Source organism: Mesorhizobium amorphae, from assembly GCF_014843845.1.
Taxonomy (GTDB): Bacteria; Pseudomonadota; Alphaproteobacteria; order Rhizobiales; family Rhizobiaceae; genus Mesorhizobium; species Mesorhizobium amorphae_A.
Window position 1 is genome coordinate 126,167 of record NZ_JHQS01000061.1, and the last position, 14,732, is coordinate 140,898.

The 14,732-nt window shown below is 63.0% G+C and carries 15 protein-coding genes; 11 read left to right on the forward strand and 4 right to left on the reverse strand.

The window, feature by feature from the left end; translation table 11 throughout:
- Positions 1–12: 12 nt before the first annotated feature.
- The 7 genes from pstB (DH08_RS27120) (at position 13) to pstB (DH08_RS27150) (ending at position 6,265) form a co-directional block, all read left to right on the forward strand.
- The gene (gene pstB / locus DH08_RS27120) at positions 13–828 is read left to right on the forward strand and encodes a phosphate ABC transporter ATP-binding protein PstB (protein ID WP_192182242.1); all 816 of its coding nucleotides are present in this window, start codon (positions 13–15) and stop codon (positions 826–828) included.
- Positions 829–866: 38 nt separating this feature from the next.
- A complete protein-coding gene (gene phoU / locus DH08_RS27125; RefSeq protein ID WP_192182243.1) occupies positions 867–1,577 on the forward strand; it encodes a phosphate signaling complex protein PhoU in 711 nt (236 codons plus the stop codon).
- Positions 1,578–1,593: 16 nt separating this feature from the next.
- The gene (gene phoB / locus DH08_RS27130) at positions 1,594–2,283 is read left to right on the forward strand and encodes a phosphate regulon transcriptional regulator PhoB (protein WP_192182245.1); all 690 of its coding nucleotides are present in this window, start codon (positions 1,594–1,596) and stop codon (positions 2,281–2,283) included.
- A gap of 219 nt (positions 2,284–2,502) precedes the next feature.
- Positions 2,503–3,558 carry a phosphate ABC transporter substrate-binding protein PstS gene (gene pstS, locus DH08_RS27135; protein ID WP_192182248.1) on the forward strand — a complete coding sequence of 352 codons (1,056 nt, stop codon included), beginning with the start codon at positions 2,503–2,505 and terminating at the stop codon, positions 3,556–3,558.
- Between the two features lie 59 nt (positions 3,559–3,617).
- Entirely contained in the window at positions 3,618–4,601 is a 984-nt protein-coding gene (gene pstC, locus DH08_RS27140) for a phosphate ABC transporter permease subunit PstC (protein WP_192182250.1), read from the forward strand.
- Between the two features lie 3 nt (positions 4,602–4,604).
- Positions 4,605–5,465 carry a phosphate ABC transporter permease PstA gene (pstA, locus tag DH08_RS27145; protein WP_192182252.1) on the forward strand — a complete coding sequence of 287 codons (861 nt, stop codon included), beginning with the start codon at positions 4,605–4,607 and terminating at the stop codon, positions 5,463–5,465.
- Entirely contained in the window at positions 5,462–6,265 is an 804-nt protein-coding gene (gene pstB / locus DH08_RS27150) for a phosphate ABC transporter ATP-binding protein PstB (RefSeq protein WP_192182254.1), read from the forward strand. Before pstA ends, pstB (DH08_RS27150) begins: the two co-directional genes overlap by 4 nt.
- Before the next feature lie 145 nt (positions 6,266–6,410).
- On the opposite strand, the gene DH08_RS27155 is transcribed toward pstB (DH08_RS27150), so the two are convergent.
- Positions 6,411–7,652, reverse strand: coding sequence for an ROK family protein (locus DH08_RS27155; RefSeq protein ID WP_192182256.1), 1,242 nt, complete (start codon positions 7,650–7,652; stop codon positions 6,411–6,413).
- Between the two features lie 270 nt (positions 7,653–7,922).
- Between DH08_RS27155 and xylF the strand changes: the two genes are divergently transcribed.
- The 4 genes from xylF to DH08_RS27175 all read left to right on the forward strand — a co-directional run bounded on the left by xylF (position 7,923) and on the right by DH08_RS27175 (position 13,002).
- Positions 7,923–8,963, forward strand: a complete 1,041-nt coding sequence (gene xylF, locus DH08_RS27160; RefSeq protein ID WP_192182258.1) for a D-xylose ABC transporter substrate-binding protein — start codon at positions 7,923–7,925, stop codon at positions 8,961–8,963.
- Positions 8,964–9,109: 146 nt separating this feature from the next.
- On the forward strand, positions 9,110–10,441 hold the full coding sequence (locus DH08_RS27165; protein ID WP_192182260.1) for a sugar ABC transporter permease: 1,332 nt from the start codon (positions 9,110–9,112) through the stop codon (positions 10,439–10,441).
- Between the two features lie 13 nt (positions 10,442–10,454).
- Positions 10,455–11,252 carry an ATP-binding cassette domain-containing protein gene (locus DH08_RS27170; protein ID WP_192182262.1) on the forward strand — a complete coding sequence of 266 codons (798 nt, stop codon included), beginning with the start codon at positions 10,455–10,457 and terminating at the stop codon, positions 11,250–11,252.
- A gap of 130 nt (positions 11,253–11,382) precedes the next feature.
- Complete coding sequence (locus DH08_RS27175) at positions 11,383–13,002, forward strand: CHASE domain-containing protein (protein ID WP_192182264.1); 1,620 nt, start codon at positions 11,383–11,385, stop codon at positions 13,000–13,002.
- Positions 13,003–13,092: 90 nt separating this feature from the next.
- On the opposite strand, the gene DH08_RS27180 is transcribed toward DH08_RS27175, so the two are convergent.
- The 3 genes from DH08_RS27180 to DH08_RS27190 form a co-directional block, all read right to left on the reverse strand.
- The gene (locus DH08_RS27180; protein ID WP_192182266.1) at positions 13,093–13,335 is read right to left on the reverse strand and encodes a YMGG-like glycine zipper-containing protein; all 243 of its coding nucleotides are present in this window, start codon (positions 13,333–13,335) and stop codon (positions 13,093–13,095) included.
- An 82-nt stretch (positions 13,336–13,417) separates the two neighbouring features.
- Positions 13,418–13,744 carry a hypothetical protein gene (locus DH08_RS27185; RefSeq protein WP_192182573.1) on the reverse strand — a complete coding sequence of 109 codons (327 nt, stop codon included), beginning with the start codon at positions 13,742–13,744 and terminating at the stop codon, positions 13,418–13,420.
- Between the two features lie 291 nt (positions 13,745–14,035).
- Positions 14,036–14,635: an NADPH-dependent F420 reductase gene (locus DH08_RS27190; protein ID WP_210328894.1), complete on the reverse strand. Its 600-nt coding sequence runs from the start codon at positions 14,633–14,635 to the stop codon at positions 14,036–14,038.
- Positions 14,636–14,732 lie beyond the last annotated feature (97 nt).

The following is a 14,732-nucleotide window of genomic DNA, read 5'->3' on the forward strand; positions in this document are numbered from 1 at the left end:
GAGTAGAGGGATATGAACATCATGACGGAAGCAAGCGTCGAACAGAAACTGAGAACCGAAACCAACGAACCTTCGATCAAGATGAAGGGCGAAAAGGTCTCTGTTCATTACGGCGAGAAGCGGGCTCTGTTCGACGTGGATCTCGACGTCCGCGAGAACCAGGTGACGGCGTTGATCGGCCCGTCGGGCTGCGGCAAGTCGACCTTCCTGCGTTGCCTGAACCGAATGAACGACACCATCGACTCGGCGCGGGTGAGCGGCAAGATCACGCTTGACGGCGAGGATGTCTACGATCCGAAAATCGATGTCGTCGAGCTGCGCGCTCGTGTCGGCATGGTGTTTCAGAAGCCAAATCCGTTTCCGAAGTCGATCTACGAGAACGTCGCCTACGGCCCGCGCATTCACGGCCTGGCCAGGGGCAAGACCGATTTGGACCAGATCGTCGAATCGAGCCTGAAGAAGGCCGGCCTGTTCAACGAGGTCAAGGATCGCCTGCTCGAGTCGGGTACTGGTCTCTCCGGCGGCCAGCAGCAACGTCTGTGCATCGCCCGCGCCATCGCCGTGTCGCCGGAAGTGATCCTGATGGACGAGCCCTGCTCGGCGCTCGACCCGATCGCCACCGCCCGTGTCGAGGAACTGATCGACGAGCTGCGCCAGAACTACACGATCGTCATCGTCACCCATTCGATGCAGCAGGCGGCGCGCGTGTCGCAGCGCACGGCCATGTTCCACCTCGGCTATCTGGTCGAGGAGGATGCCACCGACAAGATGTTCACCAACCCCGACGACAAGCGCACCCAGGACTACATCACCGGCCGGTTCGGCTGAGCGGTCCGGCGGCAACTTCCAGGCACGAGGACAGGATCATGGGTGAACATCATACGGTTGCGTCCTTCGACGAGGATCTCGGGCAGATCAGCAAGCTGATCTCCGACATGGGCGATCTCGCCCGCTCGATGGTCGCCGGCTCGACGCGCGCGCTTCTCACCTCGGACAATGCGCTGGCGCAGCGTGTGGTTTCCGACGACGCCATCATGGATGCGCGCCAGCGCGAGCTGGACGACCGCGCCATAACGCTGATCGCCAAGCGCCAGCCGATGGCCAATGATTTGCGGGCGGTGGTCGGTTCTATCCGCATGGCCGGCGATCTCGAGCGCATCGGCGATCTTGCCAAGAACATCGCCAAGCGCGTCGGCACCGTCGGCCTCAGCGTCACGCCCCGTGATCTGTCGCATTCTATCGACAACATGGCGCAGCTGGTGCTGATTCAGGTCCAAGGGGTGATCGAGGAATACGCTGCCGCCGACGCGGCGGCACTCGCCAAGCTCCGGAACGACGACGAGCGCATCGACGTCAAATACACTTCGGTATTCCGTGAGCTGCTGACCTACATGATGGAAGATCCGCGCAACATAACGGCTTGCACGCACCTCTTGTTCTGCGCCAAGAACCTCGAGCGCATCGGCGACCATGTCACCAACATCGCCGAGAACGCCTACTACGTGCTCACCGGTTCGCAACTGCCCGTCAATCGTCCCAAACAGGACGAGACGGCGATGTCCGCGCCGACTGCATGACAGGGGTAATCGACTGATGATAGCGCCACGCATCATGGTGGTGGAGGACGAGGAGCCGCTGGGGGTGCTGCTCCGCTACAATCTGGAATCCGAAGGCTATCAGGTCGAGGTGGTGACACGCGGCGACGAGGCCGAGATCCGCCTGCAGGAAAACGTTCCCGATCTGCTGGTGCTCGACTGGATGGTGCCGGCGGTTTCCGGCATCGAGCTTTGCCGGCGGATGAGGATGCGGCCCGAGACCGAACGGCTGCCGATCATCATGCTGACGGCGCGCGGCGAGGAGAGCGACCGCGTGCGCGGCCTCTCCACCGGTGCCGACGACTATCTGGTCAAGCCGTTCTCGACGCCGGAATTCATGGCAAGGGTGAAAGCGCTGCTGCGCCGGGCCAAGCCGGAAGTGCTGTCCAGCATGCTGAAGGTCGGCGACATCGTGCTCGACCGCGAGTCGCACCGGGTCTACCGCAAGAAGAGCGAGATCAGGCTCGGGCCGACCGAGTTCCGCCTGCTCGAATTCATGATGCGGCATCCGGGCCGGGTGTTCTCGCGCAGCCAGTTGCTCGACAATGTCTGGGGCGAGACGATCTATATCGACGAGCGCACGGTCGACGTGCATGTCGGCCGGCTGCGCAAAGCGGTCAACAATGGCCGCATGCCCGACGTCATCCGCACCATCCGCGGGGCCGGATACGCGATCCGGGAAGACTAGACCAGTCGATCGAAGAGCTCGGCCGCCTCCCGATAACGGAGGCAAAGTGTGTGACTGCCCAGGCGTGACCCGCTGGCGGTCGTTTTGCGTGCTCCCGGAAACGTTACCAGCCCGGCACGAAACTGCCATGCAACTGTAATAATCGGGGACTAGTGGCCTCCGCGGGCGCCGAAAAGCAACGGTGCCGCGAGATCATCCTTCCGAACAGGAGCAGGCCCAATGAGACATTTCATCCGCTCGGCGGTCGTTGCGATTGCAATGGCCACGGCGTCTACCCTCACCGTTTCCGCGGCAATGGCAGCCGACCTTTCCGGCGCCGGCTCGACCTTCATCTATCCGGTCTTCGCCAAATGGGCCGACACCTACAAGAAGGATACCGGCGTCGGCCTCAACTACCAGTCGATCGGTTCCGGCGGCGGTATCAAGCAGGTCATCGCCAAAACCGTGACCTTTGGCGCGACAGACAAGCCGATGTCCGATGCCGATCTGGAAAAGAACGGCCTCGTGCAGTTCCCGATGGTCATGGGCGGCATTGTGCCGATCGTCAATCTTACCGGCATCAAGCCGGGCGAACTCGTGCTTGACGGCAAGACCATCGCCGGCATCTACATGGGCACCATCACCAGCTGGGACGATGCCGCTATCAAGGCGCTCAATCCGGGCCTCACGCTGCCGTCCACCGCGATTGCGGTCGTCCATCGTTCGGACGGCTCGGGCACGACCTTCAACTTCACCGACTACCTCTCCAAGCTGTCGCCGGACTGGAAGGACAAGGTTGGCTCGGACACCGCCGTCGAATGGCCGGTCGGCGTCGGCGCCAAGGGCAGCGAAGGCGTCGCCAACACCGTCAAGCAGACCGACGGCGGCATCGGCTATGTCGAGTATGCCTATGCGACCCAGAACAAGCTGTCCTACTCCAAGATGTTGAACGCTGCCGGCAAGGTCGTCGCACCGTCGCTCGAATCCTTCGACGCGGCGGCCTCGAATGCCGATTTCCAGGATGCGAAGAACTTCAACGTCATCATCACCAACGAGCCCGGCGACACCACCTGGCCGATCGCGGCGTCCACCTGGGTGCTGATCCACAAGGCCCCGGAAGACGCCGCAGCCACCGGCGAAGCGCTGAAATTCTTTGCCTGGGCCTACAAGGACGGAAAGGAAACCGCGAAGAAGCTCGACTATGTTTCGATCCCCGACAACGTCGTCGACCTGATCAAGACCTCGTGGAAGGCCGACATCCAGGCCGACGGCAAGCCCGTCTACACCGGCAAGTAACACCATCCCGGGAGCGCCGCATCGCGGCGCTCCTTTCCCCGACAAAGAGCCGAATTGACATGAGCGCTGCCCAGGAAGCCTTGCCGGCCGTTCGAAGTTCGCGCGAAGCAACGGTGAAACGGTTCGCGTTCACCGATGCCGTCTTTCACGCGCTCACCCGGGCGGCCGCGATCCTGGTACTGGTTCTGCTCGGCGGTGTGGCGGTCTCGTTGTTTGCCGGCTCATGGCAGGCGCTGTCGACCTTCGGCTTTTCCTTCCTGACCAGCGAAAGCTGGAACCCGGTTACGGAAAAATTCGGTGCGCTGGCGCCGATCTATGGCACCATCGTCACCTCGGCCATCGCCATCGTGATCGCCGTGCCGATCGGCATCGGTATCGCCATCTTCCTGACCGAGCTTTGCCCGCGCCCGCTGAGGCGCCCGATCGGCATGGCCGTCGAGCTGCTCGCCGGCATTCCCTCGATCATCTACGGCATCTGGGGCCTGTTCGTCTTTGCGCCGTTTCTGCAGACGACCGTACAGCCCTTCGTCATCGGCATTTTCCATGGCGTACCCGGCCTCAACAGCCTGTTTGCCGGCCCGCCTTACGGCATCGGCCTGCTGACCTCGTCGCTGATCCTGGCGATCATGGTGCTGCCTTTCATCACCTCGATCACCAAGGACGTCTTCGACACCGTGCCGGCAGTTTTGAAGGAGTCGGCTTACGGCATCGGCTGCACGACGTGGGAAGTGACCCGACACGTGGTTATTCCCTATACCCGCATCGGCATCATGGGCGGCGTCATGCTGGGTCTTGGCCGGGCCCTCGGCGAAACCATGGCGGTGACCTTCGTCATCGGCAACGCGCATCGCATCAGCGTCTCGCTGTTCGCGCCGGCGACGACGATTTCGGCGACCATCGCCAATGAATTCACCGAAGCCGTCGGCGACCTCTACACCTCGTCGCTGGTGGCGCTCGGCCTGATCCTGTTCGTTATCACTTTCCTTATCCTCGCCATCGCCCGCTACATGCTGATGCGCATCGACGCCCGCACGGGAGCCTGACCGATGCCGACACAATCTGCAGCATCTTCGCTTTACAGCCGCCGCAAGACCAGGAATTCCGTCATGATGACGCTCTGCGTCGTCGCCGCGGGCATCGGGCTTGCCTGGCTTGCGCTGATCCTCGGCGCCCTGCTCTACAAGGGCCTGGCCGGGCTCTCGCTGTCGGTCTTCACCGGAATGACGCCCCCGCCCGGCGAAGCCGGCGGCCTTCTCAATGCCATTTTCGGCAGCGTGGTGATGACGGTCATCGCAGTTATTGTCGGCACGCCAATCGGTGTGCTTGCAGGAACCTACATGGCCGAATACGGCCGCTTTTCAAAACTCACCACGGTGGTGCGGTTCATCAACGACATTCTTTTGTCGGCGCCGTCGATCGTCATCGGCCTGTTCGTCTACGAACTGATGGTGCGGCCAATGGGGCATTTCTCGGCGCTCGCAGGCGCCGTCGCGCTCGCCATCCTGGTCATTCCCGTTGTCGTCCGCACGACGGAAGACATGCTTAATTTGGTGCCCAATGCGTTGCGCGAAGCCGGCACCGCGATCGGCGCGCCGCGCTGGGTCGTCATCAAGTCGGTTGCCTATCGCGCCGCGCTTTCCGGCATCGTCACTGGCATATTGCTGGCGATCGCCCGCATTTCCGGCGAGACCGCGCCGCTGCTGTTCACGGCGCTCAACAATCAGTTCTGGTCGAGCAACCTCAACGCGCCGATGGCCAGTCTGCCGGTAACCATCTTCCAGTTTGCGCTCAGCCCCTATGAGGAATGGCAGCAACTGGCGTGGACCGGCGCGCTCGTAATCACCCTGACGGTTCTCGCGTTGAGCATCGTTGCCCGAAGCCTCACGGGACGCAGAGAGAACGGATGAAACCCATGTTGTCCACCGAGTTGAGCATGCCCGCGGCAATTGCCGAGAAGACCAAGATCGATGTCAAGAACCTCAACTTCTACTACGGCCAGTCGAAAGCGCTGAAGGATATCACGCTGTCTTTGCGGGAGCGCAGCGTTACCGCCTTCATCGGCCCGTCGGGTTGCGGGAAATCGACGTTGCTACGCGTCTTCAACCGTATCTACGAGCTCTATCCGAAGCAGAGCGCTGAAGGCCAGGTGCTGCTCGACGGCAAGAACATTCTCGACCGCACGCAGGACCTCAACCTGTTGCGGACCAAGATCGGCATGGTGTTCCAGAAGCCGACGCCGTTTCCGATGTCGATCTACGAGAACATCGCCTTCGGCGTCAGGCTCTACGAGAAAATCGGCAAGGCGGAGATGGACGTCCGCGTCGAGCAGGCCCTGAAGCGCGCGGCGCTGTGGAGCGAAGTCAAGGACAAGCTCAATGCCAGCGGATTGAGCCTGTCCGGCGGCCAGCAGCAACGCCTGTGCATTGCCCGCACCGTGGCGGTGAAGCCGGAAGTCATCCTTCTCGACGAGCCGGCCTCCGCGCTCGACCCGTTGTCGACAGCCAAGATCGAAGAGCTGATCGACGAATTGCAGGCCGATTACACGATCGTCATCGTCACCCACAACATGCAGCAGGCCGCGCGCGTCTCGAAGCAGACGGCCTTCATGTATCTCGGCGAACTGGTCGAGTTCGACAGCACGGAGAAGATCTTCACGTCGCCGCGCGAGAAGCGCACGCAGGACTACATCACCGGCCGCTTCGGCTGAGCCGTTTCGATCACGCCCACGAGGACAGGATCATGGCCGAACACACAGTTGCCTCCTTCGACGTTACGCCGGATCGATTTTTGTAGCTTTTCAACATGGAAAGCTCGCGAACCCGGTCGTCACTAAGATCGGTCTCTACCGATACTCACGCCACGTTCTTCCCAGCGCCCGCCCTTGCCTGGACGCCCGGTGCGAAAATCTCCTGGTCGACGAAGCCAAGCGCGCGCATGGCGCAGCCCTCGCGGATCAGCGGCAGCTCATTCGGCTCGGTGTCGAAGGAGATCGATTTCGAATGCTGGCCGCCGGCGGTCTGGGCAATCGCCTCGCGCAACGCCGGTTCGATCAGGTCGAAGGCGGCAGCGCTGACGCCGACCATGGCGACCGGCGCCGGATCGATCAGCGCGAACAAGCTGCCAAGGCCGAAGCCGAGCGCCTCGCCGGCCTTGCGATAGGCTTCGCGCTCCGGGCCATCGGTCTCGCGCGCCCTGGCGGCGAGCGCGCGCATGTCGGCGTCGCCGACATCGGTCGGTTCGGCATCCTCACTCATCATCCTGGCGTTGCGCCAGATGGCATAGTTGCCGGCATAGGCCTCGACGCAGCCGCGCCGTCCGCAGCGGCAGAGCGCGCCGCCCGGCCGGTGGATCATGTGGCCGAACTCGCCGCCGGACGAATGGGTGCCGGTGAACAGTTCGCCCTTCAGCACCAGCCCCATGCCGATGCCGTGCGAGAGCAGGATGGCTATGAAATCGTCGCGGTAGCGTTCGGGATCGCGCCATTGCAGCGCCACCGCCATCATGTTGCAGTCGTTTTCCATGGTGGCGGGAATGCCGAACTCGCCTTCCAGAATGTCGGCAAAGGGGATGTCGGTCAGCGACGTGATCGGCGACCACAGCATGGCGCGGGCATGGGTGTCGGTGATGCCCTGGATGCCCATCGCGATGCGGGCGACGCTGCGCACATCGAGGTCGGGATCCTCGAACCGGCGCCGGACTATCGCCGTGCATTCGCCGATCAGCTCGTCGCGCGGCATGGTCTGCGTGTCGAGGCGGCGCTGCTCTTCGGCAATGACCTGTCCGGCATAATCGATGACGGCGACGGAGAGGAAGTTGAGCGACAGCACCACGGTCATCACCGCGGTGGCTTCCGGATTGAGGCCGAGGCCGACCTGTGGCCGGCCGCGCTTCAGCGAAGCCGCTTCGCTCGGCTTGCTCTCGGTGAGGATGCCTTCCTGGATCAGGTCGGAGGAGATCGCCGAAATGGTCGAATGGCTGAGGCCGGTGGTCGCGGCGATCTCGGTGCGTGACGGCTGGCCGGCCCTGCGCACGGCCGAAATCACCATCGCCCGGTTGCGCCGGCGTAGATCGTCGTGGCGGATTCCAACCGACATGGCCTGCGTCTCCTCCCTGCCGCCGCCGCAGCCTTTCGTGAACGTCGAAGGCCGTCGACGCGCTCACTGAATATTGGCAGAATCGGGAAGTCCTGTCATTTATTTATTCCGAGACCCGAAAAAAATTCGACGGCCCATCAAAAACCGTCAGAATCGATGTTGACAGGGCTTCGGCGTTGGATCAGTATTTTTTCGAGGCTCGAAAAAATAGAGCCTTGTGCCGGCCTTCGGGTCAGTTTGTCGCGCCGTGCGCGGCGCAGGGAGGATATCATGAAGAAATTTGCAGTCGCCATGCTGGCGGGTGTCGCCATGTCGCTGACGCTGGCGTCGGTCGCGCAGGCGAAGGACAAGGTCATCGGCGTGTCGTGGTCGAACTTCCAGGAAGAGCGCTGGAAGACCGATGAGGCGGCGATGAAGGCAGCGATCGAAGCCGCCGGCGACAAGTACATTTCCGCCGACGCACAGTCTAATCCCGGCAAGCAGCTGACCGACGTCGAAAGCCTGATCTCGCAAGGTGCGAATGCGCTGATCGTGCTGGCGCAGGACGCCTCGGCCATCGGGCCGGCGGTGCAGAAGGCGCTTGACGAGGGCATTCCGGTCGTCGGCTATGACCGCCTGATCGAGAACAAGGACGTGTTCTACCTGACCTTCGACAACAAGGAAGTCGGCCGCATGCAGGCCCGCGAAGTGTTCAAGGCGAAGCCCGAAGGCAACTACGTCTTCATCAAGGGTTCGGGTGCCGATCCGAACGCCGATTTCCTGTTCGCCGGCTCCATGGAAGTGCTGAAGGAAGCCATCGACGGCGGCAAGATCAAGAATGTCGGCGAGGCCTATACGGACGGCTGGCTGCCGGCCAATGCGCAGAAGAACATGGAACAGTTCCTGACCGCCAACGACAACAAGGTCGATGCGGTGGTGGCGGCCAACGACGGCACCGCCGGCGGCGTCGTTGCCGCGCTGACGGCGCAGGGACTGGCCGGAACCGTTCCGGTCTCGGGCCAGGACGGCGACCACGCCGCGCTGAACCGCATCGCGCTCGGCACGCAGACCGTGTCGGTGTGGAAGGATGCGCGCGAGCTCGGCAAGAACGCCGCCGAGATTGCCTCGCAACTGGCCGACGGCAAGAAGATGACCGACATTGCCGGCGTCACGGACTTCACGACGCCTGGCGGCAACACTGTCAAGTCGCTGTTCCTGACCCCGGTCGCGATCACCAAGGACAATCTCAACGTCGTCATCGACGCCGGCTGGATCAAGAAGGACGAGGTTTGCGCTGGCGTTGCCGCAGGCAGCGTCGCGACCTGCAACTAAAGCCGGCTGATACCGGTAGCGAGTTCGGCGCCGCGGCCCAAAAGCCGCGGCGTTTCTCCAAGGGCTTTCCGCTTCAATTGAGCCGGGAAAGCAAATAGCATCGTATTCCGGCAACCGCGCCAGACGGAGACCGGTGGGAGGATATCATGACCGATACGGCTTCCAACGCGCCGGTCGCCAATGCGACCGCGGATGGGGCGCGGGCTGCCGAGCTCAGCGCCGTCGGACGCTTTCTCAAGGCAACCGAGCTCGATACGCGCATGCTCGGCATGGTTGGCGCGCTGCTGGTCATCTGGATCGGCATCCATATCCTGTCCGGCGGGCTTTTCCTGACGCCGCGCAATCTGTGGAACCTGTCGGTGCAGACCTCGTCGGTGGCGATCATGGCGACCGGCATGGTGCTGGTCATCGTCATGCGCAACATCGACCTTTCTGTTGGCTCCGTCGAAGGCGTGATCGGTATGATCATGGGCGTGGCGCAGGCCGAATTCCTCATTCGCGTCATCGGCTTCCAGCTCGGCAATCCCTGGCTCTGGATCATCGCACTCGCCGCCGGCGTGGCGCTCGGCCTTCTGATCGGCGCGTTCCAGGGCTTCATCATCGCCTATATGGAGGTGCCTGCCTTCATCGTGACGCTGGGCGGCCTGCTGGTCTGGCGCGGCATGGCGTGGCTGATCACCAGCGGCCGCACGGTCGCGCCGCTCGACGCCACGTTCCAGCTGATGGGCGGCGGCCCGCGTGGCTCCATCGGTGCGACTGCCAGCTGGATCGTCGGTGTCGCGGCCTGCGCGGCAGTCGCCTTCGCGCTGCTCAACGGCCGCTCGCAGCGCAAACGCTTCAACTTCCCGCTGCGCCCGGTGTGGGCGGAGACATTCCTCGGCATCGTCGCCTGCGCCGCCATCCTTGGCGCGGTGTGGATCGCCAATTCCTATCCGTGGCCGGTCGGCATCGTGCGCCAGTACGCGCAGCAGAACGGCATCACCATCCCCGAAGGCGGCCTGTTCATCGCCCATGGCATTGCTATCCCGGTGCTGATGGCGGTCGCGGTCGGCATCATCATGACCTTCATCACCAGACGCACCCGTTTCGGCCGCTATGTCTTCGCCATCGGTGGCAATCCGGAAGCGGCGGAACTCGCCGGCATCAACACCCGCTGGGTGACGATGAAGGTGTTCATGATTATGGGCGTGCTGGCGGCAATCAGCGCGGCGATCTCGTCGGCGCGCCTCAATGCCTCGACCAATGCGCTGGGCACGCTGGACGAGCTTCTGGTCATCGCCGCCGCCGTCATCGGCGGCACGTCGCTGGCCGGCGGTTCGGGCACGGTGCTGGGCGCCATGCTCGGCGCACTGCTGATGCAGTCGCTGCAGTCCGGCATGGTCCTGCTCGGCATCGACTCGCCGCTGCAGAGCATCGTCGTCGGCGCCGTGCTGGTCGTCGCCGTCTGGCTCGACACCGTCTATCGCAAGCGAGTCTGAGGAGGACGCGGCTATGGAAAAGACTGCTCCCACGGGCACACCGCTGATCGACATGCGCAACATCTCGATCGCCTTCGGCGGCATTCGCGCCGTCGACGATGCATCGATCGATCTCTTCCCAGGCGAGGTAGTGGCGCTGCTCGGCCACAATGGCGCCGGCAAGTCGACGCTGATCAAGATCCTGTCCGGCGCCTATAAGCGCGATGCGGGCCAGATTTTCGTTAACGGCGAGGAGGCCTCGATATCCAATCCGCGCGACGCCAAGAAATACGGCATCGAGACGATCTACCAGACGCTGGCGCTGGCCGACAATGTCGACGCCGCCGCCAACCTCTTCCTTGGCCGCGAGCTGATGACCGGTTGGGGCACGCTAGACGATGTCGCCATGGAAGCCGAGGCGCGCAAGGTGATGGGCCGGCTCAATCCGCGCTTTCAGCGCTTCAAGGAACCGGTGGTCAAACTCTCGGGCGGCCAGCGGCAGTCGGTGGCGATCGCGCGCGCCATCCTGTTCAACGCCCGCATCCTGATCATGGACGAGCCGACGGCCGCACTCGGCCCGCAGGAAACGGCCCAGGTCGGCGAACTGGTCAGGCAACTCAAGGCCGACGGCATCGGCATTTTCCTGATCAGCCACGACATCCACGACGTATTCGAGCTTGCCGACCGGGTCTGCGTGATGAAGAACGGCCAGGTCGTCGGCACGGCGCGCACCAGCGACGTTACCCAGGACGAGGTGCTCGGCATGATCATCCTCGGCAAATGCCCGCCCGGCGCCATTCCCGGGCCAGGCGCGCTGAAAATCGCTGCCTGAGACATCAAGTAAGCCGGCTAACTGTCTTCTATGTGATATGCCAGCCGTCATGATGGTTTGGCCGCGCCATTGTGTTGGCGCGGGGACTTGCCCATAAAAGGGTCCGAATCGCCATGGGCAACGCCATCCATTGAAGAAGTTTTTCCCGATCGTCGCCTTCATCGCCGTCGCGCTGATCAGCCTGACGATGGCGGGCTTTGCGTATTTCGCCACGCAAGAGGCAGCGCGCATCAAGTTCGCCGCGACGGCGGATGACGCGCTCAACCGCATCGAGAGCCGCATCGACCTGCATCTGTCGTTGTTGCGCTCGACCCAGGCGCTGTTCGACGCCCGCAACGGCGACATCTCGCGTGGCGAGTTCAAGGCTTTCTTCAGCGCGCTCGACGTCGACAACAATTTCGCCGGACTGCGTGGCATCGGCTTTCTCAGGCTGGCCAAAACAGGCGACGAGGCCGCGGTCGAGCGCGATATACTGCGCGACCAGGGTGTCGCGCATGCGGTCTATCCGGCGACGACGCAGCCATGGCGGACGCCGGTCGTGCTGTTCGAACCGATGGACCCGTCCAACCAGGCCAGCATCGGCTTCGACATGTTCACCGAACCAGTGCGGCGGGCGGCGATCGAAAAGGCGATGGCCGACGACCAGCAGCACGCAAGCGGCCTGATCCAGCTCGGCCAGGGGACAGGTGCCGCGCAGACTTTCACCGGCTTTCTGGTTTTCGTGCGGCTCAGTGTCGAGACCGCGCCTGACGTCATCAACGCCACGCGCTCGTCGACAGCGGGTTTCCTCTATGCGGCCTTCCGCACCCGCGACCTGTTCCAGGTCGCGCTCAGCCGGGCGCCGCTGCTGCCGGTCAACACGGAGATCTATGACGGCGAAGTGGATGCCGGACATCTGCTGTTCCAGTCTGAGACGCCGCCGGTTTCGATATTCGGCGACCGGCTGCTGGTCACCCGCAAGCTCGTCGTGGCAGGGCGGCAATGGACCGTCCTGTTCAGGCCGACAAGCGCCTTCTCCCAACCATCTTCGCGCGCCATTCCGGTGATGCTTGGTCTGTTCGGTTTGCTGCTTGCCGGCGCCATTGCGCTGGTGGCCCGCTTTCAGGAGCGGGCCTATGACGCGGTCTCGCTGCTGCACGAGACGACCGAAAAGAGCCTGCTCGAAAAGGACCTGATGCTGCAGGAGATGAAGCATCGCATCAAGAACTCGATCACAAGGGTGCTGGCGATCGCCCGCCAGACGGCATCACACGCCACCGACGTGAAGGAGTTCTCGTCATCCTTCTCGGCCAGGCTGCAGGCGATGGCTGCTTCGCAGGACATGCTGACGCGCTCGCGCTGGCAGAAGGCCGATCTCGGCGACCTGCTGCGCATCGAGCTTGGCCAGGTGTTCGGCAAGGAGCTTCCAGAGGGGATATTGTCGGGGCCGGAAGTGCTGCTCGACGAGACGACGACGCAGGCGCTCGGCCTGACCTTCCATGAGCTGGCGACGAATGCGCTGAAATATGGCGAGGCCGGCAATTCGGTGGGCGCGCTCAAGGTCGACTGGTCGGTCGAAGGCCGCGGGCATGACAGGACGCTGGCGCTCAACTGGCATGAAACAGGGGGCAAGACACTGGAAGCGCCAGCCAAGACAGGCTTCGGCACCAAGCTGATCGACCTCAACGTTACGCGCGAATTGCGCGGTACGATCAAGCGCGACTTTCACGCCGACGGGCTGAAGGTGAAAATCAGGATCCCATTGGTCTGAATCGCCGCTGCGGTAAGCGGACTGCGCCAGGCAGAAAAACGGAGACCGGACGAGCCGGTCGCCGTTGCTATGCTTGCATGCCGAAGCGGATCAGCAGCGGGCCGTGTAGAGACGACCGCGATTGTCGCGGTACTGGCAATAGCCATTGCGCAGGTTGCGCACGAGCAGACCGGATCCGGCACCGACGGCTGCGCCGATGAGCGCACCCCTGCCGCCGCCGACCAGGCCACCGACACCGGCGCCAACCAGCGTACCGACGCCTACGTCCTGCTCGGTCGTGCTGCAGCCGCTGATTGCGACCACGGCAACCATGGCAATAATCACTTTCCGCATAGAGTCTCTCCTCACTTTGTCCTGATTTTAGCGAGTACCAGCCGTCATTTAGCATGAAACAACGGCCTTTGCCCGCCCGATTTTACTGTTGGCTAAGATAGTCTTTTTCGGGGCGCGCAGCGTTCGATGCAACCACAAGGTTGGAAACCTGCAAGGAGGCATTGAGCGTGCCGTCCGGGCGCACGTTCCAGACGATCTGGTCGTAGTCATCCTCCAGCGCCGGATCGACAGTGAGGCACTCGGCAACGATATGCGGAGCCTTGCCCTGGACATCGGTCAGGGCAAAAGGCCTTTCGGCGGTGCATTCCGCGGCGGTCTCGAAGACGCTGACCGGCACGGACAATTCACGGCACTCGGTCATGGTGTTCGAGCAGCCGATGACCAGGAGCAAAGCAGCGATGTGTTCCATGGCGACAAACCTCTCGCCATAAGAACGGTCGAAATCAGCCAAAGTTCCTGCGCCGGCGGCGCGGCAGCCAACAATTGGGGATAGCTGCTCCAGGCTGTGCAAAAACCTGATCAGGAGATGGCGCCACCACGGCCGCTGTCTGGTAAGCCGACCTCCTGAAATTCGCTTGGGGGTGGAAAGGGGACGTCGAAGCCCTCGCCGCTTCCGGACCTCGGATTATGACTTAGCCCGCGTGGAGTCTCATGGACGGGCCTGGGCAAGCAGCACCTCTGACAGTGGACAGTATATCCGTTACTGCTCCTTCTTGAACAGGTCCTGGAAGATCAGCTGGCCCCAAGTGCGGCCGCGTGCGTGCACCAGCGCGCCACCCTCGTTGAGCTTTCCCAGCTCGACGGGTGCGAACCCGAGTTGTTTGGCCAAGGCCGCCACGGGAGCGGTCGCGTCCTCGTCGTCGCTCGACAGAAAGACGACCCGGTGGCCGCCCTCGACGAGCGGATCGGTAGCCATGGTGGCTGCAACCAGGTGATTGAAGCCTTTAACGAACTTGGCGCCGGTGAACGACTTCGCAACGAAGGCGGAGGACGGGAGGCCGTCCAGCTCTTCAGGGACAGGAAACGCGTTCATCGCGTCGATGACCGTCTTGCCTTTCCAGCTCGGCAGGGCTTTCGCAACCTCGCGGTGCTCCCCGAAAGGGACCGCCAAGATGATTGTGTCGGCCTCGAGTGCTTCCCGCAGCGACCTGGCGACGACCGTGGGTCCAATCGCCCGAGCCTGCGGCGCCAACGCCTCGGGCGGCCGGCGGCTCGCGACGGTCACGTCGATGTTTTTACGGGCGAAGGCGTGGGCGAGGGCCTGGCCTATCTTACCGAATCCTACAATCGCGTAGCTCATAATGCTTCTCCGATCCGTGTTGGTATTGATTCCCTGGCCTTCAACGGCGCTGGGTTATCCGTTCTGCTGTGTGGCGACCTTTGCGTAGACGTCCCGT

What these genes read in the sequence shown, in the direction of transcription:
- pstB (WP_192182242.1), top strand. Translation starts at nt 13, where the DNA reads ATGAACATCATGACGGAAGCAAGCGTCGAACAGAAACTGAGAACCGAA.
- phoU (WP_192182243.1), top strand. Translation starts at nt 867, where the DNA reads ATGGGTGAACATCATACGGTTGCGTCCTTCGACGAGGATCTCGGGCAG.
- phoB (WP_192182245.1), top strand. Translation starts at nt 1,594, where the DNA reads ATGATAGCGCCACGCATCATGGTGGTGGAGGACGAGGAGCCGCTGGGG.
- pstS (WP_192182248.1), top strand. Translation starts at nt 2,503, where the DNA reads ATGAGACATTTCATCCGCTCGGCGGTCGTTGCGATTGCAATGGCCACG.
- pstC (WP_192182250.1), top strand. Translation starts at nt 3,618, where the DNA reads ATGAGCGCTGCCCAGGAAGCCTTGCCGGCCGTTCGAAGTTCGCGCGAA.
- pstA (WP_192182252.1), top strand. Translation starts at nt 4,605, where the DNA reads ATGCCGACACAATCTGCAGCATCTTCGCTTTACAGCCGCCGCAAGACC.
- pstB (WP_192182254.1), top strand. Translation starts at nt 5,462, where the DNA reads ATGAAACCCATGTTGTCCACCGAGTTGAGCATGCCCGCGGCAATTGCC.
- DH08_RS27155 (WP_192182256.1), bottom strand. Translation starts at nt 7,652, where the DNA reads ATGTCGGTTGGAATCCGCCACGACGATCTACGCCGGCGCAACCGGGCG.
- xylF (WP_192182258.1), top strand. Translation starts at nt 7,923, where the DNA reads ATGAAGAAATTTGCAGTCGCCATGCTGGCGGGTGTCGCCATGTCGCTG.
- DH08_RS27165 (WP_192182260.1), top strand. Translation starts at nt 9,110, where the DNA reads ATGACCGATACGGCTTCCAACGCGCCGGTCGCCAATGCGACCGCGGAT.
- DH08_RS27170 (WP_192182262.1), top strand. Translation starts at nt 10,455, where the DNA reads ATGGAAAAGACTGCTCCCACGGGCACACCGCTGATCGACATGCGCAAC.
- DH08_RS27180 (WP_192182266.1), bottom strand. Translation starts at nt 13,335, where the DNA reads ATGCGGAAAGTGATTATTGCCATGGTTGCCGTGGTCGCAATCAGCGGC.
- DH08_RS27185 (WP_192182573.1), bottom strand. Translation starts at nt 13,744, where the DNA reads ATGGAACACATCGCTGCTTTGCTCCTGGTCATCGGCTGCTCGAACACC.
- DH08_RS27190 (WP_210328894.1), bottom strand. Translation starts at nt 14,635, where the DNA reads ATGAGCTACGCGATTGTAGGATTCGGTAAGATAGGCCAGGCCCTCGCC.